We start from the raw sequence: 25,218 nt of genomic DNA on the forward strand, positions 1-25,218 counted from the left end.
TCGATCGGCTGACACACTGCAATCGCGGGCAAGCCCGCTCCCACATTAGGTTGGCGGCGTGCTTGTTGCTACAGGCGAAGGGTTATTTAGCGGTCCACTCGGCAACACGCTCAGGGTGCTTGGCTACCCAATCCTTGGCTGCTGCATCGGGCTTGGCGCCCTCTTGGATTGCCAGCATGACTTCACCGATCTCATCCTTGGAGGCCCACTGGAATTTCTTCAGGAAGGCCGCGACTTCCGGCGCTTTCGCCTCCAGGCCCTTGCTGCCGATGCTGTTGACGGTCTCGGCAGCGCCATAAACGCCTTTTGGATCTTCCAGGAAGCGCAGTTTCCACTTGGCAAACATCCAATGTGGCACCCAACCAGTGACCGCAATGGATTCCTGCTTGTCTTCGGCGCGGGTCAGTTCGGCGATCATCGCTGCGCCCGAGCTGGCTTGCAGTTTGTAATCGAGGCCGTACTGCTTGATGGCTTCGTCGGTTTTGAGCATCACGCCTGAACCGGCGTCGATGCCGACGATCTTGTTCTTGAAGGTGGTGTCGGTCTTGAGGTCTTCGATGGACTTGGCTTTCACATACTCCGGCACGATCAGGCCGATTTTTGCATCCTTGAAGTTGGGGCCGTAGTCGACCACCTTGTCCTTGTTCTTGGCCCAGTACTCACCGTGGGTCACTGGCAGCCAGGCGGAGAGCATGGCGTCGAGTTTGCCGGTAGCCACACCCTGCCACATGATCCCGGTGGCGACCGCTTGCAGTTTCACGTCATAACCGAGCTTGGCCTTGATCACCTCTGCCGCCACGTGGGTGGTGGCAACGCTGTCGGACCAGCCGTCCACGTAACCGATGCTCAGGGTTTTGCTGTCGGCGCTGGCCAGTGTGGAGCTCATCGCAACTACCAGAGTGGCAGCTGCGCCCAAGAGTCGTCGCATCTTCATCGTACTTCCCCGAAAGTGCTGCGCCCGGCGGATGCCGAGCGACGTCAACCTGTTGTTATGTGGTGCGCCGCGCTCCCATCACGCGCATCGATCCGGCTGCTGCGGCGTCAGTGGAGTGCTGACACCTCGATCATCAACCCGTCGGGACTTGGAACCTGCTCTGTCAGCGACCTTACCCAAGCAAGAAACGACATCACAACGCCAGCAGGAGGCTTTGTAGGAAATGACGTCAAAATTCCGCCCGAACTTTGCATGTCAAAATCATGTGGCCCCACTGGTACCGGCCAAATCCGGGTAAGATGCGCGCCTTTGCTCTCCCAGATAAGCCGACCATGCCTGCGACTGCCCGCTTCCCTGCCCTACCCTATTTCTTCGCCTTGATCCTCGGCCTGCTGGCCCTGATCGGTTACTGGTATGGCCTCGGCCGTCCCGTGGTGCTGCCGGATGTGGCCAGCGCCAGCCACAAGATGCAATGCGCGTCCTATACGCCGTTCGACAAGGACCAATCACCGTTCGACCAGCCGTTCAAGCTGCGCCCCGAACGCATGGACGCGGACCTCGGCTTGCTGGCCACCCGTTTTGAATGCATCCGCACCTACTCCATGACCGGCCTGGAAGCCCTGCCAGAGATGGCGCGCAAGCATGGCTTGAAGGTCATGGCGGGCGCCTGGGTCAGCAGTGATCCCGTCGCGACCGAAAAGGAAATCAACGAACTGATCGCCTCGGCCAACGCCAACCCTGATGTCGTCACCGCGGTGATCGTTGGCAACGAGGCGCTGTTGCGCAAGGAAGTCACCGCCAAGCAGCTGGTGACGCTGATCCACACCGTCAAAAGCCAGATCAAGCAGCCGGTGACCTACGCCGATGTGTGGGAATTCTGGCTGCAACACCCGCAAATCGCCCCGGCAGTGGACTTCCTCACCATTCACCTGTTGCCCTATTGGGAGGATGATCCGTCCGGCATCGACCAGGCGCTCAAGCACGTCGGCGATGTGCGCCAGACCTTTGGCAACAAATTCGCGCCCAAGGATGTGCTGATCGGCGAAACCGGCTGGCCCAGCGAAGGCCGCCAGCGTGAAACCGCGGTGCCGAGCCGGGTCAACGAGGCCAAATTCATGCGCGGTTTTGTAGCCATGGCCGAGGCCAATGGCTGGCACTACAACCTGATCGAAGCGTTTGACCAGCCGTGGAAACGCGCCAGTGAAGGTGCCGTGGGTGGCTATTGGGGCCTGTTCGATGCAGACCGCCAGGACAAGGGCATCCTCGCCGGGCCGGTGACCAACGTGCCGTACTGGCCGCTGTGGCTGGGCGTGGGCGGGCTGATCCTGCTGGGCACATTGGCACTGGGTGGCCGCGTGCGCAGCGCGCGTGCCGCGCTTGCCCTGCCGCTGCTGGGTGCGGTGGCGGCCTGCTCCATCGGGACGTGGGCCGAACTCACCCGCGTCACTGCACGCTTTGGTGATGAATGGGTGTGGGCCGGCTTGCTGGTGCTGCTGAACCTGCTGGTACTGGCCCACGCCGCCCTGGCCTTGAGTGCCCGGGACGGTTGGCGTGAACGGGCGTTCAACTGGCTGGAGCAACGTGCGGGCTGGCTAGTGGCGATTGCCGGGTTTGCGGGGGCCGTGATGATGCTGGCGTTGGTGTTTGACCCGCGTTATCGCAGCTTCCCAAGTGCGGCGCTGGTGTTGCCGGCGTTGGTCTACCTGGTGCGTCCGGTCACTGGTCCGCGCCGGGAAATCGCCTTGCTGGCCTTCATCATCGGCGCCGGCGTTGCACCGCAGTTGTACCGTGAGGGGCTGATGAACCAGCAGGCTTGGGGCTGGGCACTGGTCAGCGTGTTGATGGTAGGGGCATTGTGGCGCTGCTTGCGGGTACGCAAGGCTTAAGACCGCTATCGCAGCGATGCGGCGACCCGACAAGCCAGCTCCCACAGTTGACCGAGTACATCTTTTGGAATGTGCTCAAGCGTGGGAGCTGGCTTGCCTGCGATGGGACCCTATCAGGCAACCCGAGGCTTCCTGACCAACCGCAACCCCGCAACCACCAGCGCAAACACCGCAAACGTGGTGTTGTACAACGCCAGCGCCGGCAATCCGAACACCATCCCCAGCAACGCCAGCCACCAGCCTACGCGACCCGGCACAAAAAATGCGACGAGCGACGCCACCAACGCCACCCAGCCCAGCACCTTGAAGTGGATCATCAAGCCCAGGTTCGAACGCAACTGGCACTCCCAGCGCCCGGCTTCGTCGGCGCAGATCCCCACCCAGCTGCCATCCTCCATAAAACCGTAGCGCGCGCCATAACTGGCGGCCAGCCATAGCGGCAGGGCAATAAGCAGCAGGATCAGCGGCAAACGACGGGACATGGGGGCACTCCGATAGGCAAAAACGGCGCTCAGCTTAATGCCCCGGCAGCCGTTAGCAAGGCGCATACACACAATTTGTGTCCATCAACGCGTGGCAAAGTGTATCGTCTGGCAACTATTACCCCGATTCCGACGTTATTTACCGACATTTCGTGCCGAGTGATGGCACTTCGGCGACAACGCGGTGGTCATAGCCTGCGAACTTCATTAAGCACGTTTCCTCTTAGGGATTTAGTCATGCTCCGTTCCTTGCGCTGTGCCGCCCTCTTGGGCAGCCTTTTTCTGAGTGCGTCAGCACTGGCGGTCGATATTGACCAAGCCAGCTATGGCTACCCTTTGACCAACCCGTTTGAAGCGACCATCGCCACCACCCCGCCCGACCTTCGGCCAAAACTGCCGAGCGACGACGAGATCAACCAGTCCGACTACACCCTGACGATGCGTCCCGAGCGCGAATTCAGCCTGCCCGACAACTTCTGGCCGGTAAAGAAGCTCACCTACCGCATCGCCAAGCAGGACCGCGCCGCACCGCTGATCTTCCTGATCGCCGGCACGGGTGCGCGGTTTGACAGCAGCATCAACGAATACCTGAAAAAACTGTATTACCAAGCCGGCTACCATGTGGTGCAGCTGTCGTCGCCGACCAGCTTCGACTTCATCAGCGCCGCCTCGCGCTTCGCCACGCCGGGGATCACCCAGGAAGACGCCGAAGACATGTACCGCGTGATGCAAGCCGTGCGTGCGCAAAACGCCTCCTTGCCGGTGACCGACTTCTACCTCACCGGCTACAGCCTCGGCGGCCTGGACGCGGCGTTCGTGGCCAAACTGGACGAGACCCGTCGCAGCTTCAACTTCAAGAAAGTCCTGTTGCTGAACCCGCCGGTCAACCTCTACACCTCGATCACCAACCTGGACAAGCTGGTACAGACCGAGGTGAAGGGCATCAACAACACCACCACCTTTTATGAATTGGTGCTGAGCAAGCTGACCCGCTACTTCCAGCAAAAGGGCTATATCGACCTCAACGACGCCCTGCTCTACGACTTCCAGCAATCCAAGCAGCACCTGACCAACGAACAGATGGCCATGCTGATCGGCACCTCGTTCCGCTTCTCGGCGGCCGATATTGCCTTTACCTCGGACCTGATCAACCGCCGCGGCCTGATCATCCCGCCGAAGTACCCGATCACCGAAGGCACCAGCCTCACGCCGTTCCTCAAGCGTGCGCTGCAATGCGACTTCGACTGCTACCTCACCGAACAAGTGATCCCGATGTGGCGCGCGCGCTCTGACGGCGGCAGCCTGCTGCAACTGGTTGACCAGGTCAGCCTGTACGCCCTCAAGGACTACCTGCACAACAGCAAGAAAATCGCGGTCATGCACAACGCCGACGACGTGATCCTCGGCCCTGGCGACCTGGGTTTCCTGCGTAAAACCTTCGGCGATCGCTTGACCGTCTACCCGCTGGGCGGCCACTGCGGCAACCTCAATTACCGCGTCAACGCCGACGCCATGCTGGAGTTCTTCCGTGGCTAAATATCTTCTGCTGCTCGCCGCCTTGATGTGTGCGGGCGTGGCCAATGCCGACAACAGCAAGGCCCATGAACCAACCAAGGTCGACGCCGATGGCTTCAAGGAGCCACTGTCCAAGCTCAAGTTCAACCCCGGCATGGACCAGCGTGAGTTCGAACGCTCGTCGCTGACCGCACTCAACGTCTACGACCCGCTGGAGGCCTGGAACCGTCGCGTGTACCACTTCAACTACCGCTTCGACCAATGGGTGTTCCTGCCCGTGGTCAACGGCTACACCTACGTGACCCCAAGCTTCCTGCGCACCGGCGTGAGCAACTTCTTCAACAACCTGGGTGACGTGCCCAACCTGTTGAACAGCCTGCTGCAACTCAAGGGCCATCGCTCCCTGGAAACCAGCGGGCGCCTGCTGCTCAACACCACCATCGGCATCGCCGGCCTGTGGGACCCGGCTACCGCCATGGGCCTGCCGCGCCAGAGCGAAGACTTCGGCCAGACCCTGGGCTTCTACGGCGTACCCGGCGGCGCGTACTTGGTTCTGCCGGTCTTCGGCCCGTCGAACCTGCGTGACACCACCGGCCTGATCGTCGACTACAGCGCCGAAAGCCAGATCAATTTCCTCAACGTGTCCGAAGTCAGCTCCAACCACCCGGAAATCTGGGCCCTGCGCGCGGTAGACAAGCGCTACCAGACCAGCTTCCGCTATGGGCAGATGAACTCACCGTTCGAATATGAAAAGGTGCGCTACATCTACACGGAATCACGCAAGTTGCAGATCGCCGAGTAACCCGCCACAAAAAAGGCCATTCGAAAGAATGGCCTTTTTTTATGCCGCGACGATCAAGCCCTCACGGTGTTCCAAAGCTTGCCCAGCACACTGACCACCGCCAGCACCACCGCCCCCGCGACAATCCCCGCCAGGCCATTGAGCAATACCGGCACCAACCACGCCACCCCACCCGCGCCCAGGCTGACGGTCTCGATCCAGTGATGCACCACCGGCACGCCATGGGTAAGGATGCCGCCGCCGACCAGGAACATCGCCGCCGTACCGATCACCGACAAGCTCTTCATCATGTATGGCGCCGCCCGCAGGATCGCGCCGCCGATGCTGCGCGCCGCTTGGCCTGGCTTTTGAGTGAGCCACAGGCCCAGGTCATCGAGCTTGACGATGCCGGCCACCAGGCCGTAAACCCCAATGGTCATGACGATGGCAATGCCCGACAGCACGATCACCTGCTGCATCAGCGGCGCGTCCGCCACGGTACCAAGGGTGATGGCGATGATTTCGGCGGAGAGGATAAAGTCGGTGCGGATCGCGCCTTTGATCTTGTCCTTTTCGAACGCAACCAGATCGGTCGCCGGGTCCGCCACGGCTTCGACCAATTGCGCGTGCTCGGCCTGGTCTTGCGCCTTGCTGTGCAGGAATTTATGCGCGAGCTTCTCGAAGCCTTCAAAGCACAGGTAGGCGCCTCCGAGCATCAGCAGCGGCGTGACCGCCCACGGCGCGAACGCACTGATCAACAGCGCCGCGGGCACCAGGATCAGCTTGTTGACGAACGACCCTTTCGCCACCGCCCACACCACGGGAATTTCCCGCTCGGCGCGCACACCGCTGACCTGCTGGGCGTTGAGCGCCAAGTCATCGCCGAGCACGCCGGCGGTTTTCTTGGCGGCCATTTTGGTCATCAACGCAACGTCATCGAGCACAGCGGCAATGTCGTCGATCAGTACCAGTAAGCTGCTGCCTGCCATGTTCCATTCCTCGGAAAAGTTTTGCCGAGGATAGGTGGCCGACAGGGTTATGGATAGTGGTACGGCGTCAACGCGGTACGGTCGATGTTTTGATTCAACCGTTGCAAGGCAGCGTCCAATGGGCACAACACCCCCACCGATGCCGTGATGCAGCCCTGAGTGCCGGTCATATCGGCATGCAGCGGCGGCTGGGCCCTTGTCAGCGGCGTCAACTGGCGAATCTGCTCCAAGGACTGGGCCTCGAACGCGACCCGCAGGAAGTAGCGTCCGCTGGAGAGCTGCTTGTAGCGTTCGAATTGCAGGCTGCCCACCGGCGGGATATTGCCCTCCAGGTAGTCGCCCAGGCTCCAGCGAAACCCGAGCAGCGTGCGCAGGTAGGAAATGTTGGTGTCATGGGCCACCAGCAGGGTGAAGCGCGTGTCGGGCGGCATCCCCAGAGGGTCGTCCTTGGCCTGGGGCGTGCCTTGTCCGAGCGCCAGGGCAATCTGGTTCATCAGCTGCGAGCCGCCACGGCTGGCGATATAAGGGCTGTCATTGATGAAGTCGTATTTGGCCTTGGTCAATGCCGTCAACTGGGACACTTGCCGCGCGCTGCGCCCGTGGCCAAACGCGACCTGGTCCAGCGGCAGGCCTTCGCTGTACTCCAGGCGGAATGTCTCGCCCAGGTTGGCCTGCGTGCCCAGGCCCTTGATCGCCAGCCGCCCATCTTCGTCCTGGGTCAATTGCCAGGGTTCCTCGGCGTAGCTGCATGGGGCGGAGCCCGCGCAGATCACGTTGCGCAGTTGTTGTTCCGCGTCCCGGTAGCGGGCCTGTGCGCCGGCGACGCTGCCGCCCATGCGGGCGAGCACGCTGTCTTCGGCGCGTTGCGCGTCCAGGCGGGCAAAGGGCATTTTGTCGGCCTGGAACAATGCATCCTTGTCGCCCTGCACCACGCTAGGCTGCAGGCCACAGCCCGGAAACAACCCGTCGAGCAGCGCCAAGGCCGTAGCCTGGGTGCGCTGCAACGGGCTGGCGCGCACAAACACTTGCCCGGACGCCGGACAACCATCGGGCAACAGGCCGGCGGAGCGCAAAACCTGGCCGCGATAGCGGCCCATTTCCACCGCCGCCGCGTAACCGTGACCGGTCAAATGCCCATCCGGCACCGACCAACGGGGTTGCGCGCGGCCGGTGACCTTGGCCAGTTTCGCGCTGTCGGTGGGTGGACGCACGCCGTGACGGCTGACCTGCACCACCTTGTCCAGCACAAAGTCATCGGCGGGTGCCGCGTGGACCTGGAGTGAAATCAGGCTGGCCAGGACCAGCGGGGTGAATCTTACGAAGCAAGTGAACATAACGGTGTCCTGTGTCGGGTCTACGGATGGCCATCCCCGCCCGGAGCGAGCGGGAATGGCCGCGCCGGGTCAGGGATAGCGGTAGGCCGTCAGCGCCGAGCGGTCGATGGCACGCCCCGTGCGCTCGACGAACTGCGCCATCGGACACAGGGTGCCGACCGAGGTGTGCCGGCAGCCCGGCTGATCGAAATCGGCCTGCAACGGTGGATGCTCCGGACTCAGGCGCTGCAAGGCACGTATCTGATCCATGCCCTGGGTGATGAACCGCGTGCGTACAAAGCGCTCGCCGGTCTGGGTGTCGCGGTAGCGCTCGAAGGCCAGGGTGCCGGTGGGCGGGATATTGCCTGGCTGGTACTCGCCCAACTGCCAGGTAAACCCGAGCATCGTACGCAAGTGCGAGATATTCGTGTCGTGAGCCACCAGCATCAGCAGGCGCGCCGCCGGTGGGTTGCCCAGCGGATCGTTTTTCTCCATCGGCGTGCCCTGCTCCAGGGCCAGCACAATCTGGTTCATCAATTGCGAGCCGCCACGGCTGGCAATGTACGGCGTGTCATTGATGAAGTCATATTTGGCCCGGTGCAGGCGCCCCAGGGCCGAGACTTGCGCGGCATCGCGGGCATGGCCGAAGGCGACATCGGCCAGGGGCATGCCTTCGCTGTATTGCAGCCGAATGGTCTCGGCCATCGACGACGCCTTGTCCAGCCCCTTGATCTTGAACCGGCCGCCATCGCCCTCCTTCAACGCCCACGGCGTGTCGAAAAACGGACACGCCTTGCCCACTTCGCACACCGCGTTCTTCAGGCGCTCCAGGTCCGGGCGCAAGCGCTCCTGGGCGGCTTGCAGGTTACCGCCCAGGGCTTGCAGGATCTGCGCCTTGGCCATGGCCGGATCGAGTTTGGCGAACGGCAGTTCGTCGGTCTGGAACAACGGGTCCGGCTGGGTGCGCGCCAGGGCTTTTTCGCCACAGCCAGGAAACATGCCATCAAGCAGCGCCGCCGCGGTAGAGCGCGTGCGTTGCTTGGGGCTGGCCACCGCGACCAGGCTGCCAGGTTGCGGACAGCCACTGGCCAACAGCCCGGCCTCCCGGTAATACGCCGCCTGCCAGGCGCCCATGTAACTGGCAGCCAGGTAGCCATGGCCGGTCAGCTCACCGTCCTGCACCAGCCAGGGGGTCCAGGCACGGCCGGTGGCCTTGACCAATTTGTCGGTATCGGTAGGCGAGCGCACGCCATGGCGGCTGACCTGCACGGCTTTTTCCAGCACATAGTGGTCGGTTTCGGACGCTTGGAGGCCGGTACACAGGGTCAGCGCAGCCAACGCCAGGCCCGTACGATTGAGTAGGGTCATGTTCAGGTTCCTTGGATCAGAATTCGTAGGAGAAGCCCACGCGGTAGCGGGCCTGGCGCTGGTCAGTGTTCTTGTCGACATACACGTCGGCCACTTCCAGGTACGGAGTCAGGCGTTTGGTCAGTTTGTATTCGAATAACACCTTGTTGCTGTAGTTCTTGCGCGTGCCGTCGAACACAATCTGGTTGCTGTAAATCTGCTTACGCCCGACACCGACCGACAACAGGCCGAATTTATACTTGGCGCCCAGCTCGACCGCGTTGTCGTGCTTATCGGCCTTGCCCTCTTCGTCGTAGCGCGTGAGCTTGTGGTAATAGCCCGGCGTAATGGAGAACCGGTCGGTGATGGCATAAGACACTTTCAGCGCCGGCTTGTAGGATTTCTTATCCTTGCCATCGGCATAGGTGAACTTGGGCTTGACCTTCCAGTGGGCCCCCAACTTGTGGCTGTACTTGACCTTGGCCTTGAGCTCGTCCTTGGTCAGGCGGGAAAACGCCTTGCCCGGCTGGCCGTCGCCGTCGGGAGCCGTGGCCATCACCGCTTCGAAGGAAAACGCCAAGCCATTGTCCAGGGCCTGGGTCAGCATCACCTTGTCCTTATGCTCTCGCTCGACCTCCGAATACTGGTGCTGGTAATCCAGTTCCAGTGCCTGGGTGGTGGTCGAGGCAATGACCAGGCCAATAAACGTATACCGCCTCAACGCTTTCTTATGCTGCCCAGCACTCAATTTCTTCATGTCTTCACCTGTTATTTTTATTGTGGATGGCACCACTGCGTCACTTTTCGAGCGCGCAGCGGTACCGCTTCCGACGACTCGGAACGGTTGAAAAAGGGATGATCAGTCTGTGAGCGGTTTATCGACCAACAGCCGCTGTGTTCGCTTGCGGCGATGGATTTGCCCGGAGAACAACGCGGTCATCAAGACCGAAATCAGCGAGGCACCCAGCCAGAACAACGACAGGGCGTGGAAGTCGTACAGCTTGCCACCGTCCTGGGCCAGGGTGGTGCCATGCTCGATCAAGACCCCAGTAAGGATCTCCCCGGCGGCCGCACCGGCATAGCTGGCAATGCCGATCATGCCCAGCGCCGCACCGGCTGCGCTTTTGGCGGCGATATCCACGGCCATCAGGCCGCCGAGGAAACACAGCAGCGCGCCCATGGACAGGCCGAACAGCATCATGGCCATTGCATCCAGCCAGTAATGGCCGCCGGGCAGGAACAGGAACAGGCCCAACGAAGCGCTGTTCATCAAGCCGAACAACACCGCCAGGCCATGGCGCCGGCCGCCGAAAAAGCGATCGGAAACCAGCCCGCTCAGGCCCGTGCCGACAATCCCGAACACCCCGGTGATAGAGATCAGCGCCGAGGCTGACAACGTGTTGTAGCCCTTGGCGTTTTCCAGGAAAAACACCCCCCAGGAAATCACCGCATAGCGGCCGATATACATCAGGCAGGAGGCCAGGGCGAGCAACCACAGCGCAGGATTTTTCAGCAGTGCCAGTTGTGCGCCCCATTTGCCGATGGTCTTGGACACGGCGTCTTCGCGGCCGCCGTGCACTTCGGCAAAACCTGCGCTTTGCGGTGAGTCAGCCATGAACAGGTAGATCAGCAATATGCCGAGTACGCCCATGGCAGTGGCGAGGAAATAACCATACTGCCAGCCCCAGGTGACGATCACGGCGGCGACGGCGATGTACGTCAGTGCCTCGCCCAGGCTGTGGGCAATCGACCAGAAACCATAGAACGTGCCGCGGTCCTTGTCGGTATACCAGCGCGACAACGACACCACGCACGGCCCCACGCCCATGGACTGGGCCCAGCCGTTAAGGCCCCAGGCCAGGGTGAGGAGGATCGCATTGGTGGTCAGGCCCATGCAGGCGTTGACCACCGCACTGATCAGCAACCCAAGCATCATGAAGCGCCGCACATTCGCATGGTCGGCCAGGAAACCGTTGACCAGCTTGCCCACCGCATAGGTGAAGAACAGCGCAGAACCGATCATGCCCAATTGGGTGGGAGTGAGCAGGTTCTGCCCCACCAGCGCCGGCTTGGCCACATTGAAGGACAGCCGACACACGTAGAACAGCGCATAGCTCAGCGACATGGACAAAAAGGTCAGCCAGCGCACCCGGCGGAAAAGTCGCCCGTCAGGGTCGACCACCAATGGCTGCGCAGGCGCGGCGTGAAACAAGGACAGCAGGGATTTCATGGCGGACAGTCTCCTATTGTTATTATTCGCTGTACGTTGAAACGCAGAGGGTGAAACGCGCTCAAGCCTCCAGTGACGGGCCGATCAACCCGGCCAGTTGCGGGTACACCTGTGGACTGGCCACCAGCAGCGGGTTGCCGCCGAGCAAGCCATCGCCACGCAGAAAATCGCTGCAACGGCCACCGGCTTCACTCACCAGCACCAGCCCTGCGGCACAATCCCAGCTGTTGATATGGGTTTCGTAGTAGCCCACCAGGCGCCCAGCCGCGACGTAAGCGATCATCAGCGCGCCGGAGCCATTGCGGATAAACATGCCGCCGCCGTTCAGCAGACCGGAGAGAAACGGGATGAAATGCTCGCTGCCGCGCCGATGGGAGGTGCCCACGCCGGTTACGCCGTAGCGGATATCCGCCGCCGCGCTGACCCGGATCGGCGTGTCATTCACATAGGCGCCCAGGCCGCGGCAGGCGTGGAACAGCTCGTTGTGATTGGCATCGGCCACGGCGCCGAGCCAGGGTTGGCCATCCACCAGCAAGCCGATGGACACACACCAGGTATGCAGGCCGTTGACAAAGCAACTGGTGCCGTCGATAGGGTCAACCACCCAGACACAACGTGCCTGCAAATCGGCGGCGCCACCCTCCTCGCCCACAAAGCCATCGTCGGGAAACTGCTCGGCCAGGCGCACCTTGATAAACACCTCCAACTCGCGGTCGGCGATGCTCACCACATCCTGGGGGACTGAATCCTTGTGTTCGACATCCAACTGCTCGCGCTTGCGGTAATACGCCATGCCACGCTGCGCGGCATCCATCGCCACCTGACGCACCAGCGCGTAGCGCGCCGCCAGGTGATCACGGTCCAGTAACGTCTCTGCTTGCGTCATAAACAAGGCCTTCAGCATGGATTGCACACGTGTGCAAATGATCCGGAAAAAAAAGTGAAGGCACGGCCCTTTGGATAGGCCAGCCACTCACCGCTTACTGCCCATACAACACGAAATAAATTTTCCCTTCAAGCAATTATTGAAATTTTATTTCTGAATTATCGTAGTGCCGCGCTGGATCAGGGTCACCGGCACCGGCTCGAACCGGGCGACCCGCGTGAAGTTTTCACCCCGTGCGACGATCGCGTCGACGGCGCGTTGCGCCAGTTCCACGTTGTCCTGGCGCACCGTGGTCAGGTCATAGGCCAGTTGCGCGGCCTGGGCGATGTCGTCAAAGCCGATGACCTGCACCTGTTGCGGCACCTGCAGGCGCAACGAAAAACGCAGGGCATCCATCACCCCCAGCGCCAGCATATCGGTTGCGCAGAAGATCCCGTCCGGCCCTTCCCCCTGGCTGAACAGCGCCGGCACCGCCTGCATTCCGCCCTGGTAACCCGGGGTCTCATTGACCACCGTCTGTGCCTGCCCCCCCGCTTCGGCCAGACGCTCGCAAAACCCCAGCCAACGCTCGCGGCTGCTGAAGTTATGCGCGCCCTGGCCCACAAACGCCAGGCGCCGCGCACCGCCCTTGAGCAACGCATCGGCAGCCATACGCCCACCGGCACGGTTATCACTGCCCACCACTTCGGCCCCGGCCAGTTCATGGCCACGGTTGATCATCGCCACCGGAATCTGCCGATCCAGGTAATGCCGGACCACCGACAACGGCGGCGAGGCCGAGGTAAGGATCACCCCGGCAATCTGATAGCTGAGCAGCGCCTGCAATGACTGCTCAAGCTGGGCAGGGTCATCGGCGTTCATCAACAATGGCATCAGGCCGCGACGGCTCAGGCTGTGGGCGATGGGACTCAAGAGGCTGGCCCGAAACGCGCTGTCGAACCCCGCCGTGACCACGCCGACGAAGTTGCTGCTGCCCTTGTTCATGGTGCGGGCAATCATATTGACCTGATACCCCAGGGCCTTGGCCGAGGCCAGCACCTTTTCCCGCGTGGCCGGAGCCACGCTGGCGCCCGGGGTGAACGTACGCGACACTGCCGAGCGGGAAACACCAGCATGCCGGGCCACATCCAAGGACGTAATCACGTTTTTTTCAGAGGAGTCCATCGGCCACTGCCCACTGCGAAAGAGCCGCTACGGTAATGGCAAACGCGGTACAGGGAAAGAGTGGCCAGTGCCCATTCTTGAGGGCCTCACGAAGCCGGTGCTACTATGCCCGACCGCCTGTACTGGCAAGGAACCCCCAGGTTTATGAGCACCATTCGCGAGCGCAACAAAGAAAAGATCCTGCGGGCGGCGAGCGAGGAGTTCGCCGACAAGGGCTTCGCCGCGACCAAGACCAGCGACATTGCCGCCAAAGCCGGGCTGCCCAAGCCCAACGTCTATTACTACTTCAAGTCCAAGGACAACCTCTATCGCGAGGTGCTCGAAAGCATTATCGAGCCGATCCTGGCCGCCTCCACGCCGTTCAACCCGGACGGCGACCCCAAGGAAGTACTGAGCAACTACATCCGCTCAAAAATCTGCATCTCCCGTGATTTACCGTTTGCCTCGAAGGTCTTCGCCAGCGAAATCATGCACGGCGCCCCGCACCTCAGCGCTGACCAGATCGAGCAGTTGAACGCCCAGGCCAAGCACAACATCGAGTGCATCCAGAACTGGGTGGATCGCGGCCTGATCGCGGCGATCGACCCCAATCACCTGATGTTCAGCATTTGGGCGGCGACGCAGACCTATGCGGATTTTGACTGGCAGATCTCGGCAGTGACCGGCAAGGCCAAGCTGGATGAGGCGGATTATGAGGCGGCGGCGCAGACGATTATCCGGTTGGTGCTCAAGGGGTGTGAGCCAGACTGATACACCGCGGTGCCTGGGGGATTCGCGAGCAAGCCCGCTCCCACAGGGTTTTTGTGCCAGACACACAATGTATGAACACCGCAAATCCCCTGTGGGAGCGGGCTTGCTCGCGAAAGCGCCCTCCCAGACACATCTTGCCAAAAGCCTGCCGATCAGTATCAACCACCCGGATCTAGCCTCTCAGAACCCCCACTGAAGAGAGGCCATGGAATGCCTGATCTAGCCACATCACACCGTCTGTGCATCGGGCGGTTCAGCGAACCCAACCGTACCTACCTGATCACCACCAACACTCATGAACGTGTGCCGATATTCAGTGATTTTCATCTGGGTCGCTTGGTGGTCTGGCAATTCAGGCTCGCTCAATATCAAGGCTTGGCGAACTCCCTGGCGTGGGTAGTAATGCCAGACCATTTCCACTGGCTGCTCGAACTGCAAAAGGGCTCGCTGGGCGATCTGATGTGTCAGGTGAAGTCGAAAAGCACTCGAACCGTGAATGGCGCCACAGGCCGCAAAGGCAGACTATGGCAATCCAGTTTTCATGACCGGGCACTGCGCAAGGAAGATGACTTGGTAAAGATGGCTCGGTATGTAGTGGCCAATCCATTGCGAGCTGGATTGGTGGAGCGCATTGGCGACTATCCCTTGTGGGATGCGGTTTGGGTCTAGGGCAGAGACCGAGTTGCCCCTTTCGCGAGCAAGCCCGCTCCCACAGTTTGACTGCATTCCAAAGTTGGAGCCCGGTCAAAATGTGGGAGCGGGCTTGCTCGCGAAGAGGCCCTACCAGTCACCCAAAGATCAAGCCGACACCCCCGCATCCGCCAACAACCCCACCCCCTCAATCGCCGTAATCGCGCACTGCTCGTCAATATCCGACGTATCCCCGCTGATCCCGATCGCCCCCAGCACTAAGCCCTGCTGATCCCGAATCAACACCCCCCCCGGTGCCGGCACAACGCTGCCCTGCCCCAAGCTGTTCAACGCGGCGATAAACGCCGGCCGCTGTTGCGCGTCCAGCGCCAGCAAGCGCGAGCCCTTGCCCAGCGCAATCGCGCCCCAGGCCTTGCCGATGGCGATCTGCGGGCGCAGCAGGCTGGCGCCGTCTTCCCGTTGCAGGGTGATCAGGTGCCCACCGCTGTCGAGCACCGCGATGGTCAGCGGCGCCGCTGAAATCGTGCGGCCTGCGGTAAGGGCGTGGCTGGCCAGTTGGGTGGCTATTTTCAAGGTTAAAGCGCTCATGGTGCCGTCCTTATCTTGTTATGGAAAAAGCGGTGGAGGTCTAAATCGTGAGATGCTCGATCAAACAAATAGAACACAATGACATTTGTTTTTGTATACAATATTTTCGCACAAACCCTCCATACGTCGAAAAAATGCCTTCCGACGAACGCCCAAGCCAATAAACAAAATGAATTGACCTGCGCCGCTCGCCGTGAATACACTTTGACGAGAAACCACTTGTATACAATTACAAAACGCAAGAGGCACCAAAACCATGAGCAAAATGAGAGCAATCGAAGCCGCCGTTCTGGTAATGCGCCGTGAAGGCGTGGACACCGCCTTCGGTATCCCAGGCGCCGCGATCAACCCGCTGTACTCGGCCTTGCAGAAGGTGGGTGGCATCGATCACGTCCTTGCTCGCCACGTTGAAGGCGCCTCCCACATGGCCGAGGGTTACACCCGCACCAAGGCCGGCAATATCGGCGTGTGCATCGGCACCTCCGGCCCGGCGGGCACCGATATGGTCACCGGCTTGTACAGCGCCTCGGCCGACTCGATCCCGATCCTGTGCATCACCGGCCAAGCCCCTCGTGCCCGGATGCACAAGGAAGACTTCCAGGCGGTGGACATCACCAGCATCGTCAAGCCAGTGACCAAGTGGGCAACCACCGTCCTCGAACCCGGCCAGGTGCCTTACGCGTTCCAGAAAGCCTTTTATGAAATGCGCTCCGGCCGCCCAGGCCCGGTGCTGATCGACCTGCCGTTCGACGTACAGATGGCCGAGATCGAATTCGACATCGACGCCTACCAGCCGCTGCCGCTGGCCAAGCCACTGGCCACACGCATCCAGGTGGAAAAAGCCCTGGCCTTGCTCGATCAAGCCGAACGCCCACTGTTGGTCAGTGGTGGCGGCGTGATCAACGCCGACGCCAGCGACCTGCTGGTGGAGTTCGCCGAGCTGACCGGCATCCCGGTGATCCCGACCCTGATGGGCTGGGGCACGATCCCCGACGATCATCCGCAGATGGTGGGCATGGTCGGCCTGCAAACCTCCCACCGTTACGGCAACGCGACGATGCTCAAGTCGGACGTGGTGCTGGGCATCGGCAACCGCTGGGCCAACCGCCACACGGGGTCGGTCGAGGTGTATACCGAGGGTCGCAAGTTCATTCACGTCGACATCGAGCCGACGCAGATTGGCCGCGTGTTCACCCCGGACCTGGGCATCGTGTCCGACGCCGGCTCGGCCCTGACAATGTTCATTGAAGTGGCCCGCGAGTGGAAAGCCGCCGGCAAGCTCAAGGACCGCAGCACCTGGCTCAACGACTGCCAGCAGCGCAAGGCCACCCTGCATCGCAAGACCCACTTCGACAACGTACCGGTCAAGCCGCAACGGGTGTACGAAGAGATGAACCAGGTGTTCGGCAAAGACACCTGCTACGTCAGCACCATAGGCCTGTCGCAGATTGCCGGTGCGCAATTCCTGCACGTCTATAAGCCACGTCACTGGATCAACTGCGGCCAGGCCGGTCCCTTGGGCTGGACCATTCCGGCGGCCCTTGGTGTGGTCAAGGCCGATCCGAGCCGCAAGGTCGTCGCGCTGTCGGGGGACTATGACTTCCAGTTCATGATCGAAGAATTGGCGGTGGGCGCGCAGTTCAAGCTGCCGTACATCCACGTGGTGGTGAACAACTCCTACCTCGGCCTGATCCGCCAGGCCCAGCGCGGGTTTGAAATGGACTACTGCGTGCAGTTGTCCTTCGACAACCTCAACGCCCCGGAACTCAATGGCTATGGCGTCGACCACGTCGCCGTCGCCGAAGGCCTGGGCTGCAAGGCCCTGCGAGTGTTCGAGCCTAGCCAGATCGCACCGGCCCTGCGCCGCGCCGAGGCAATGATCGAAGAGTTCAAGGTGCCGGTGATCGTCGAGATCATCCTGGAGCGCGTGACCAATATTTCCATGGGCACCGAGATCAACGCCGTCAACGAATTCGAAGATCTGGCCCTGGTCGGCAATGACGCACCGACCGCCATTTCCCTGCTCGATTAAGGAGAACCCTATGCCGCGTTTTGCCGCCAACCTGTCCATGCTGTTTACCGAGCAAGACTTTCTTGCTCGCTTCAAAGCGGCCGCCGATGCGGGCTTCGAAGGTGTCGAGTACCTGTTCCCGTACGAATTCAGCTCGGCTGAAATCAAGGCACACCTGGACGCCAACGGCCTGACCCAAGTGTTGTTCAACCTGCCGGCCGGCGACTGGGCCAAGGGCGAGCGCGGCCTGGCGTGCCACCCGGACCGGGTCGAGGAATTCCGCGCCGGGGTCAAGCTGGCCATCGCCTACGCCCAGGTCCTGGGCAACACCCAGATCAACTGCCTGGCGGGCATCCGGCCACAGGGCGTGGACGATGCCACCCTGGAAAAAACCTTCGTCGCCAACCTCAAGTACGCCGCCGACAAGCTGCAAGCCGCGGGCATCAAGCTGGTGATGGAGATGATCAACACCCGCGACATCCCCGGCTTCTACCTGAACAACACCGCGCAAGCCCTGTCGATCCGCGAGCAGGTCGGCAGTGCCAATCTGTTCCTGCAATACGACATCTATCACATGCAAATCATGGAGGGCGACCTAGCCCGCACCATGGCCGCGCATCTGGGCGAGATCAACCACATCCAGCTGGCGGATAACCCTGGACGCAACGAGCCGGGGACCGGGGAGATCAACTATCGGTTCCTGTTCGAGCATTTGGACCGCATTGGTTACAAGGGCTGGGTGGGTTGCGAATACAAACCGCTGACTACCACCGAGGCAGGTTTGGGCTGGCTCAAGAGCCACAACGCCATCTAACCGACACACCACATTGGATCGTCTGTGTTTGGCAGGCTGAGACAGGCCTACCCATCTAATAAAAAGAGGTTTTTTCGTCATGGCTAAAATCGGATTCATCGGCACCGGCATCATGGGCCAACCCATGGCCGCCAACCTGCAAAAGGCAGGTCACCAACTGTTCCTCTCCGAACATCACGGCAAAGCCCCGCAAGCCCTGCTCGACGCCGGCGCCATCGCCCTGGCCAACCCGCAGCAAGTCGCCCAGGAAGCCGAGTTCATCATTGTGATGGTGCCCGACACCCCGCAGGTCGATGACGTGCTGTTCCGCGCCGACGGCGTGGCCGCCGGCCTGTCGCCAAACAAAGTGGTGATCGACATGAGTTCGATCTCCCCCACCGCCACCAAGGCCTTCGCCGCCAGGATCAACGAGGCCGGCGCGCACTACCTGGATGCGCCCGTGTCCGGCGGTGAAGTCGGCGCCAAGGCCGGCACCCTGAGCATCATGATCGGTGGCGAGCCGCAGACCTTCGAACGCGCCCTGCCGCTGTTCCAGGCCATGGGCAAGAACATCACCCTGGTCGGCGGCAATGGTGATGGGCAGACCGCCAAGGTCGCCAACCAGATCATCGTCGCGCTGAACATCCAGGCAGTGGCCGAAGCGCTGCTGTTCGCCGCCAAGAACGGTGCCGACCCGGCCAAGGTGCGTGAAGCGCTGATGGGCGGTTTTGCCTCGTCGAAGATCCTTGAAGTGCATGGCGAGCGCATGATCAAGGGCACCTTTGACCCGGGCTTTCGCATCAACCTGCACCAGAAGGATTTGAACCTGGCGCTGGCCGGGGCCAAGGAACTGGGGATCAACCTGCCGAACACCGCCGGTACGCAGCAGGTGTTCAGTACCTGCACCGCAATCGGTGGCGGCAACTGGGACCACTCGGCGCTGATCAAGGGCCTGGAGCACATGGCGAATTTCTCGATTCGCGACAAGTAAGTCCTGACTTGAAATGCAAGCCAGTGTGGGGCTGGCTTGTGTGGGAGCTGGCTTGCCTGCGATAGCATCACCTCAGTTTGCCTGATACACCGAGGTGTTTGCATCGCAGGCAAGCCAGCTCCCACACAAGCCAGCTCCCACATTTTGGTCCCTGTTCCAGGTCTCACCTCTAATAACAAGAAGCCCCCGGGAGCCCGCTTATGTCGGTCGATCCGCAACACCTGCTTCGCGAGCTGTTCTCCACAGCCATCGACGCCGCCCACCCCCGGCAAGTCCTTGAACCCTACCTGCCCGCCGACCGCAGTGGCCGGGTGATCGTGATCGGTGCCGGCAAAGCCGCCGCCGCCATGGCCCTGGTTGTCGAAAACAGCTGGCAAGGCGAAGTCACGGGCCTGGTCGTCACCCGCTACGGCCATGGCGCGCCGTGCAAGAAAATCGAAGTGGTCGAAGCCGCTCACCCGGTCCCCGACGCCGCCGGCCTGGCGGTGGCCAAGCGCGTGCTGGAACTGATCAGCAACCTCGGCGAAGACGACCGTGTGATCTTCCTGCTGTCCGGTGGCGGCTCGGCCCTGCTGGCCTTGCCCGCCGAAGGCATCACCCTGGCCGACAAGCAAGCCATCAACAAAGCCCTGCTAAAGTCCGGCGCCACCATTGGCGAGATGAATTGCGTGCGCAAGCACCTCTCGGCGATCAAGGGTGGCCGGCTGGCCAAGGCGGCATGGCCGGCCACGGTCTACACCTATGCGATTTCCGACGTGCCGGGCGACCAGGCCACGGTGATTGCATCCGGCCCCACCGTCGGCGACCCAAGCACCTCGGCACAGGCGTTGGCGATCCTCAAGCGCTACAACATCGATGCCCCCGCATCGGTGCGCAGCTGGTTGCAGAACCCCGCCTCGGAAACCGTCAAGCCGGGCGACCCAATCCTCGCCCGCAGCCATTTCCAATTGATCGCCCGCCCGCAGCAATCCCTCGAAGCCGTGGCGGTCAAAGTGCGCCAGGCCGGGTTCAGCCCGCTGATCCTCGGCGACCTCGAAGGCGAAGCGCGGGACGTGGCCAAGGTGCATGCCGGCATTGCCCGGCAAATCGCGCAACACGGCCAACCACTGGCGGCGCCGTGCGTGATCCTGTCCGGCGGTGAAACCACTGTGACCGTGCGCGGCAATGGCCGTGGCGGGCGCAACGCGGAGTTCCTGCTCAGCCTTACCGACAGCCTCAAGGGCCTGCCCGGCGTATACGCCCTGGCCGGTGACACCGACGGCATCGACGGTTCCGAAGACAACGCCGGCGCGATCATGACCCCGTGCAGCTATTCACGCGCCGAAGCGCTGGGCCTGTCGGCCAGCGACGAGTTGGACAACAACAATGGCTACGGCTACTTCGCGGCCCTCGACGGGTTGATCGTCACCGAGCCGACGCGCACCAACGTCAACGACTTGCGCGCCATCCTGATTCTTGAGACTGCCAAACATGACGCCTGACAAGAAGGTCAAAATCCTCGCCACCCTGGGCCCGGCCACCGACGGTATCGATGACATCCGCGAGCTGGTCGAAGCCGGGGTGAATATCTTCCGCCTCAACTTCAGCCACGGTGAGCACGCCGACCACGCCCAGCGCTACCAGTGGATCCGCCAGGTGGAACGCCAGCTGAATTACCCGCTAGGCATTCTTATGGACCTGCAAGGGCCCAAGCTGCGGGTCGGACGTTTTGCCGACGGCAAGGTGCAACTGGTGCGCGGCCAGGCGCTGCGCCTGGACCTGGACGAAGCCCCGGGCGACGAACGCCGGGTGAACCTGCCCCACCCGGAAATCATCGCCGCACTGGAGCCGGGCATGGACCTGTTGCTGGACGACGGCAAGTTGCGCCTGCGGGTGATCACCAAGCATGCCGATGCCATCGACACCACCGTGCTGAACGGCGGCGAATTGTCGGACCGTAAAGGTGTGAACGTCCCACAAGCGCTGTTGGAACTGAGCCCGTTGACCGCCAAGGACCGCCGCGACTTGAGCTTCGGCCTGGAACTCGGTGTGGACTGGGTCGCGCTGTCGTTCGTGCAGCGCCCGGAAGACATCCGCGAGGCCCGCGAGCTGATCGGCGACCGCGCCTTCCTGATGGCCAAGATCGAGAAACCTTCGGCAGTGCAGCGCCTGCGGGAGATCGCCGAATTGAGCGACGCAATCATGGTGGCCAGAGGCGACCTCGGCGTGGAAGTGCCGGCCGAAAGCGTGCCGCAAATCCAGAAAGACATCATCAGCACCTGCCGCCAGTTGGGTAAGCCGGTGGTGGTTGCGACGCAGATGCTCGAATCCATGCGCTTCTCCCCGGCGCCGACCCGCGCCGAAGTCACCGACGTGGCCAATGCGGTTGCCGAAGGTGCCGATGCGGTGATGCTCTCGGCGGAAACCGCCTCCGGCGAGTACCCGCTGGAAGCCGTGCAGATGATGAGCAAGATCATCCGCCAGGTGGAAAGTGGTCCGGATTACCAGGCCCAGCTGGATGTAAGCCGACCCAAGGCGGACGCCACGGTGTCGGATGCGATCAGCTGCGCGATCCGGCGTATCAGCCACATCCTGCCGGTGGCGGTGCTGGTGAACTACAGCGAGTCGGGCGCCTCCAGCCTGCGCGCGGCGCGGGAGCGGCCGGTGGCGCCGATCCTCAACCTCACGCCAAACCTGTCCACGGCACGGCGCTTGAGCGTGGCCTGGGGCGTGCATTCGGTGGTCAATGACCGGCTGCGCCAGGTGGATGAGGTGTGTTCCACCGCGCTGGAAATTGCCCAGGCCCAAGGGATGGCGGAGCGGGGGGATACGTTGGTGATCACGGCGGGGGTGCCGTTCGGGCAGCCGGGGTCGACCAATTCGCTGCGTATCGAGACGTTGATTTAGCGTCTGTAAGGGCCCCTTCGCGAGCAAGCCCGCTCCCACATTTGACGGCGTTCACAAATCAAAATGTGGGAGCGGGCTTGCTCGCGAAGGGGGCAACTCGGTCTAGCTGACTTACCTCTATGCACAACCCTACCTGCCCCGACTGGGCCGAAGCCCTGCTCAACGGTTTCAGCCAAATCTTCCTCCAGCGCCAACCGCTGTGCGGCCTGCTGTGCCTGCTGGCCATCCTGATCGGCGCCCCGGCTTTGTTCGGCGGGGCGTTGCTGGGTGGCATCGCGGGTTTGCTCACGGCCCAGCGTCGGGGTTATCCCAAGGCCGAGCGCCAGGCCGGCCTGTATAGCTACAACGGCGTACTGCTGGGGTTGTTGGTCAGCCAGCATTTCGCCTGGTCTGCGCTGTTACCGCCGCTGATCCTGGCCTGCGGCGGTGTGGCGGCGATGCTCACGCGCCAATGGCTGAAACATGCAACCCACCCGCAGGCCTTGCCCGCCTATACCGCGCCGTTTGTCGGCCTGGGCTGGTTACTGCTGGGCAGCGCGCCAGAGAGCACCTTTACCCTGACCACCCCGCAAACCGTCTCCGTCCTCAGCGCGCCCTTTACCGGGCTCGCGCAAATCATGCTGCTGGACGCCCCGCTGGCCGGCGTCTTGATTGCGCTCGGCCTGTGGTTGGCGAACCGAGGCGCCGCCATCTGGGCCTTGATCGGCGCCAGCACCGGCATGCTGGTTGCGCTGCTGCTGGACGAACCCACCAGCGCCCTCCTCGGCCTGCACAGCTACAACCCGGCGCTGGCGGCACTGGCCTTGAGCCAGACACATCGCCAGCCGTGGCTTGCGTTGCTCGGCATCGGCCTGGCGATTGTGCTTACGTCAGCTTTCGCCACGCTGCATCTGCCAGCACTGACAGCGCCCTTCATTCTTGCCTGCTGGCTGGTACACGCAGGCGCCCGCCTGCTTCAGAAACCGCGCATGGACAGCCCCTTCGAATCCCCCTAGGCTTGCTCGATATTCGTTTCAGGCGGGCTTTATGGACAGCAACAACGACTGGCGCCAACGGCTCTACGTCATGATTTTCCAGAGCGACACCCTTGCCGGGCGGCGTTTTGACGGCATCTTGCTGCTGATCATCCTCGCCAGCCTGGTGATCGTGATGCTCGACAGCATCGACGACATCCACCAGAACTACGCCGACGTGCTGGCCTACATCGAGTGGGGCTTCACCATCATCTTCGCCATCGAGTACGGCTTGCGGCTGTATTGCTCGCCCAAGCCGCTGCGTTATGCCTTCAGTTTTTACGGGCTGGTGGATTTGCTCGCGATCGTGCCCGGCATCCTCGCCCTGTATTACAGCGATGCGCAGTACCTGTTGATCATCCGCATCATCCGTATGTTGCGCATCTTCCGGGTGCTCAAGCTCAGCCCCTACCTCAAGCAAGCCAACTACCTGATGGCGGCGCTGCGCGGCAGCAAGCAGAAGATCGTGGTGTTCCTGGTCAGCGTGTGCACGCTGGTGACAGTGTTCGGCACCCTGATGTACGTAATCGAAGGCCCGGAGCACGGGTTTACCAGCATTCCCAAGGGCATTTACTGGGCCATCGTGACCCTGACCACCGTGGGTTTTGGCGACATCGTGCCGAAGACCCCGTTGGGCCAGGTGATTTCGTCGCTGGTGATGATCACGGGTTACTCGATCATTGCCGTGCCCACCGGGATTTTCACCGCCGAACTGGCCAGCGCCATGCGCGGTGAACAACTGCAACACGACTGCCCGGTGTGCAAGAAGAGCACCCACGAACCCAACGCCGCATTCTGTTCGCGCTGCGGCAGTAATCTTTTTCGTAAAGTGGAATAAGCAAAGTGCGTTTTAATCTTTAAACGTCTATGCGCGCCCGGCTATAGTCGCTGGCAAATTGCCGTCACTTACCCCGTCATTTTCTCGAACAACAAGGAATGAGCAGTGAAAAAACTCGTTAGCGCCTCTCTCCTGGCCGCCGGCCTCGCCCTGGCGGGCGCCGTCCAGGCTGCCCCCGTGACACTGCTCAACGTCTCCTACGACGTGATGCGCGATTTCTACAAGGACTACAACGCGGCGTTCCAAAAGCACTGGGACGCCGAGCACCCGAACGACAAGCTGACCTTGCAGATGTCCTTCGGCGGCTCCAGCAAACAAGCGCGCTCGGTGATCGATGGGCTGCCCGCTGACGTGATCACCATGAACATGGCCACCGACATCAACGCCCTGGTGGACAACGGCAAACTGGTGCCGGACAACTGGGTCACGCGCCTGCCGAACAACAGCGCACCGTTCACCTCTGCCACCGTGTTCATCGTACGCAAAGGCAACCCGAAAGCCCTGAAAGACTGGCCGGACCTGTTGAAAGATGGCGTGCAAGTGATCGTGCCCAACCCGAAAACCTCGGGTAACGGCCGCTACACCTACCTGTCGGCCTGGGGTTATGTGTTGAAGAACGGCGGCGATGAAAACAAGGCCAAGGCCTTTGTCGGCAAACTGTTCAAACAAGCCCCGGTGCTGGACACCGGCGGCCGTGCCGCCACCACCACGTTCATGACCAACCAGATCGGCGACGTGCTGGTGACTTTTGAAAACGAAGCGGAAATGATCGCCCGTGAATTCGGCCGCGACCAGTTCGAAGTGATCTACCCAAGCGTCTCCGCCGAAGCAGAGCCGCCGGTGTCGGTGGTCGACAAAGTGGTCGAGAAGAAAGGCACCCGCGTCGCGGCCGAAGACTACTTGAAGTACCTGTGGTCGGCCGAAGGCCAGGAAATCGCGGCGAACAACTACCTGCGCCCACGTGATCCTAAAGTGTTGGCCAAGTACACCGACCGCTTCCCGAAAGTCGACTTCCTGTCGGTGGAGAAAACCTTTGGCGACTGGCGCACCGTGCAGAAAACCCACTTCAATGATGGTGGGGTGTTTGACCAGATCTACAGCGGGCAGTAACTGAATAAACGCGGTTAAGACTGTGGGAGCAGGCTTGCTCGCGAATGCGGTGGATCAGCC

23 protein-coding genes are annotated in these 25,218 nt (G+C 61.8%); 13 read left to right on the plus strand and 10 right to left on the minus strand.

Annotated features, from left to right (window positions below):
- Positions 1-82: 82 nt before the first annotated feature.
- The gene (locus tag OPU96_RS08970; protein ID WP_192298818.1) at positions 83-934 is read right to left on the minus strand and encodes a glycine betaine ABC transporter substrate-binding protein; all 852 of its coding nucleotides are present in this window, start codon (positions 932-934) and stop codon (positions 83-85) included.
- 332 nt (positions 935-1,266) lie between these two features.
- On the opposite strand from OPU96_RS08970, the gene OPU96_RS08975 reads away from it, so the two are divergent.
- Positions 1,267-2,820 (plus strand): glycoside hydrolase family 17 protein, encoded by a 1,554-nt coding sequence (locus OPU96_RS08975; RefSeq protein WP_498558981.1) that lies wholly within the window; start codon positions 1,267-1,269, stop codon positions 2,818-2,820.
- Between the two features lie 113 nt (positions 2,821-2,933).
- Here the strand turns inward: OPU96_RS08975 and OPU96_RS08980 are convergent, their stop codons facing one another.
- Entirely contained in the window at positions 2,934-3,302 is a 369-nt protein-coding gene (locus tag OPU96_RS08980) for a hypothetical protein (protein WP_192298816.1), read from the minus strand.
- A 237-nt stretch (positions 3,303-3,539) separates the two neighbouring features.
- On the opposite strand from OPU96_RS08980, the gene OPU96_RS08985 reads away from it, so the two are divergent.
- Both OPU96_RS08985 and OPU96_RS08990 read left to right on the plus strand, forming a co-directional pair.
- The gene (locus OPU96_RS08985) at positions 3,540-4,838 is read left to right on the plus strand and encodes a serine/threonine protein kinase (RefSeq protein ID WP_192298815.1); all 1,299 of its coding nucleotides are present in this window, start codon (positions 3,540-3,542) and stop codon (positions 4,836-4,838) included.
- The gene (locus OPU96_RS08990) at positions 4,831-5,619 is read left to right on the plus strand and encodes an MlaA family lipoprotein (RefSeq protein ID WP_192298814.1); all 789 of its coding nucleotides are present in this window, start codon (positions 4,831-4,833) and stop codon (positions 5,617-5,619) included. Before OPU96_RS08985 ends, OPU96_RS08990 begins: the two co-directional genes overlap by 8 nt.
- 53 nt (positions 5,620-5,672) lie before the next feature.
- Here OPU96_RS08990 and OPU96_RS08995 read toward each other — a convergent pair whose 3' ends face one another.
- The 7 genes from OPU96_RS08995 to OPU96_RS09025 all read right to left on the minus strand — a co-directional run bounded on the left by OPU96_RS08995 (position 5,673) and on the right by OPU96_RS09025 (position 13,506).
- Positions 5,673-6,587 carry a DUF808 domain-containing protein gene (locus tag OPU96_RS08995; RefSeq protein WP_226455438.1) on the minus strand — a complete coding sequence of 305 codons (915 nt, stop codon included), beginning with the start codon at positions 6,585-6,587 and terminating at the stop codon, positions 5,673-5,675.
- 47 nt (positions 6,588-6,634) lie between these two features.
- Complete coding sequence (locus tag OPU96_RS09000) at positions 6,635-7,921, minus strand: histidine-type phosphatase (RefSeq protein ID WP_498558982.1); 1,287 nt, start codon at positions 7,919-7,921, stop codon at positions 6,635-6,637.
- A gap of 69 nt (positions 7,922-7,990) precedes the next feature.
- A complete protein-coding gene (locus OPU96_RS09005) occupies positions 7,991-9,268 on the minus strand; it encodes a histidine-type phosphatase (protein ID WP_498558983.1) in 1,278 nt (425 codons plus the stop codon).
- 16 nt (positions 9,269-9,284) lie between these two features.
- A complete protein-coding gene (locus OPU96_RS09010; protein WP_463984316.1) occupies positions 9,285-10,040 on the minus strand; it encodes a porin in 756 nt (251 codons plus the stop codon).
- A gap of 66 nt (positions 10,041-10,106) precedes the next feature.
- A complete protein-coding gene (locus tag OPU96_RS09015) occupies positions 10,107-11,477 on the minus strand; it encodes an MFS transporter (RefSeq protein WP_226455435.1) in 1,371 nt (456 codons plus the stop codon).
- A gap of 61 nt (positions 11,478-11,538) precedes the next feature.
- Positions 11,539-12,363, minus strand: coding sequence for an inositol monophosphatase family protein (locus OPU96_RS09020; RefSeq protein WP_498558984.1), 825 nt, complete (start codon positions 12,361-12,363; stop codon positions 11,539-11,541).
- 147 nt (positions 12,364-12,510) lie between these two features.
- Entirely contained in the window at positions 12,511-13,506 is a 996-nt protein-coding gene (locus tag OPU96_RS09025; RefSeq protein ID WP_498558985.1) for a LacI family DNA-binding transcriptional regulator, read from the minus strand.
- Between the two features lie 165 nt (positions 13,507-13,671).
- On the opposite strand from OPU96_RS09025, the gene OPU96_RS09030 reads away from it, so the two are divergent.
- Positions 13,672-14,277, plus strand: a complete 606-nt coding sequence (locus OPU96_RS09030) for a TetR/AcrR family transcriptional regulator (protein WP_498558986.1) — start codon at positions 13,672-13,674, stop codon at positions 14,275-14,277.
- 210 nt (positions 14,278-14,487) lie between these two features.
- On the plus strand, positions 14,488-14,946 hold the full coding sequence (locus OPU96_RS09035; RefSeq protein WP_498558987.1) for an REP-associated tyrosine transposase: 459 nt from the start codon (positions 14,488-14,490) through the stop codon (positions 14,944-14,946).
- Between the two features lie 129 nt (positions 14,947-15,075).
- Here the strand turns inward: OPU96_RS09035 and OPU96_RS09040 are convergent, their stop codons facing one another.
- Entirely contained in the window at positions 15,076-15,516 is a 441-nt protein-coding gene (locus tag OPU96_RS09040) for a GlcG/HbpS family heme-binding protein (protein WP_226455430.1), read from the minus strand.
- Positions 15,517-15,772: 256 nt separating this feature from the next.
- Here OPU96_RS09040 and gcl point away from each other — a divergent pair, with 256 nt between their 5' ends.
- The 8 genes from gcl (at position 15,773) to OPU96_RS09080 (ending at position 25,158) form a co-directional block, all read left to right on the plus strand.
- Entirely contained in the window at positions 15,773-17,548 is a 1,776-nt protein-coding gene (gcl, locus tag OPU96_RS09045) for a glyoxylate carboligase (RefSeq protein WP_305392325.1), read from the plus strand.
- A gap of 10 nt (positions 17,549-17,558) precedes the next feature.
- Entirely contained in the window at positions 17,559-18,341 is a 783-nt protein-coding gene (gene hyi / locus OPU96_RS09050) for a hydroxypyruvate isomerase (protein WP_226455428.1), read from the plus strand.
- A 79-nt stretch (positions 18,342-18,420) separates the two neighbouring features.
- Complete coding sequence (locus OPU96_RS09055; protein ID WP_192298801.1) at positions 18,421-19,311, plus strand: 2-hydroxy-3-oxopropionate reductase; 891 nt, start codon at positions 18,421-18,423, stop codon at positions 19,309-19,311.
- Between the two features lie 200 nt (positions 19,312-19,511).
- Positions 19,512-20,792 (plus strand): glycerate kinase type-2 family protein, encoded by a 1,281-nt coding sequence (locus tag OPU96_RS09060; protein ID WP_305392323.1) that lies wholly within the window; start codon positions 19,512-19,514, stop codon positions 20,790-20,792.
- On the plus strand, positions 20,782-22,197 hold the full coding sequence (pyk, locus tag OPU96_RS09065; RefSeq protein ID WP_226455426.1) for a pyruvate kinase: 1,416 nt from the start codon (positions 20,782-20,784) through the stop codon (positions 22,195-22,197). Before OPU96_RS09060 ends, pyk begins: the two co-directional genes overlap by 11 nt.
- A gap of 119 nt (positions 22,198-22,316) precedes the next feature.
- Entirely contained in the window at positions 22,317-23,192 is an 876-nt protein-coding gene (locus OPU96_RS09070; protein WP_498558988.1) for an urea transporter, read from the plus strand.
- 31 nt (positions 23,193-23,223) lie between these two features.
- Positions 23,224-24,048 (plus strand): ion transporter, encoded by an 825-nt coding sequence (locus OPU96_RS09075; RefSeq protein WP_192298797.1) that lies wholly within the window; start codon positions 23,224-23,226, stop codon positions 24,046-24,048.
- 105 nt (positions 24,049-24,153) lie between these two features.
- Positions 24,154-25,158, plus strand: a complete 1,005-nt coding sequence (locus OPU96_RS09080; protein WP_192298796.1) for a sulfate ABC transporter substrate-binding protein — start codon at positions 24,154-24,156, stop codon at positions 25,156-25,158.
- Positions 25,159-25,218: the final 60 nt, after the last annotated feature.

The sequence above is a fragment of the Pseudomonas sp. RP-B7 genome (assembly GCF_059803535.1).